Consider the following 612-nt stretch of genomic DNA (forward strand, 5'->3'; position numbering starts at 1 on the left):
TGAGCAAAAGCGCGGAAATCACGATATAAACCACTTGCTGATTGAAGATGCCGGTATTCATCATCTGGAACGAAAAGAAGCCGCTGAACGCCGCCATTACCGCGTAATTTAACAGCATCGCTTTAGAAGAGATAAATCGGTTCCATTCTCTTTTGTAAAACGAAAATTCAGATCGCCGCATAAATGAATGCATCTTGCTCTGCTGCGGAGGCGCCTGCAGAAAGACAGGAAAGTCAATGATCACCGCCCACAGCATATGCACCGCGCAAAGCGGAAGCGTGGCGGCCGGCATCAAAGCGGCGCTGATACATACACAGGCGAATATCGCCGCATGCAGCAGAAACATCAAGTTCTTCTTTTTGACGAAGTGGTTGCTTAGCACAACTCCGAAAATAATGGAGTAAACGGTAAAAAACGAAAACCTGCCGAGCCAAAACAATGTTTGCGCCCCTGACAGCGTTCCGTTTCCAAATAAGAACAGCGGTAAAATAAAAAAGAATAAAGTTCTTCTCAAACAGGTATCGACAAACAAAACGACACTCTGGGCGAGCCAAAAGCTCCGTGAAGAAATCGGCAGCAGGCAGCTCAGTTTCATATAAGATTCCTTCCATT

The 612-nt window shown here is 46.1% G+C and carries 1 pseudogene; it reads right to left on the reverse strand.

Features of this window, described 5'->3' with window-relative positions:
- A pseudogene (gene albD, locus ACWHAR_RS29165) lies at positions 1-612 on the reverse strand (antilisterial bacteriocin subtilosin biosynthesis protein AlbD); the annotation flags it as partial.

The sequence above is a fragment of the Bacillus sp. LR--39 genome, assembly GCF_053613335.1.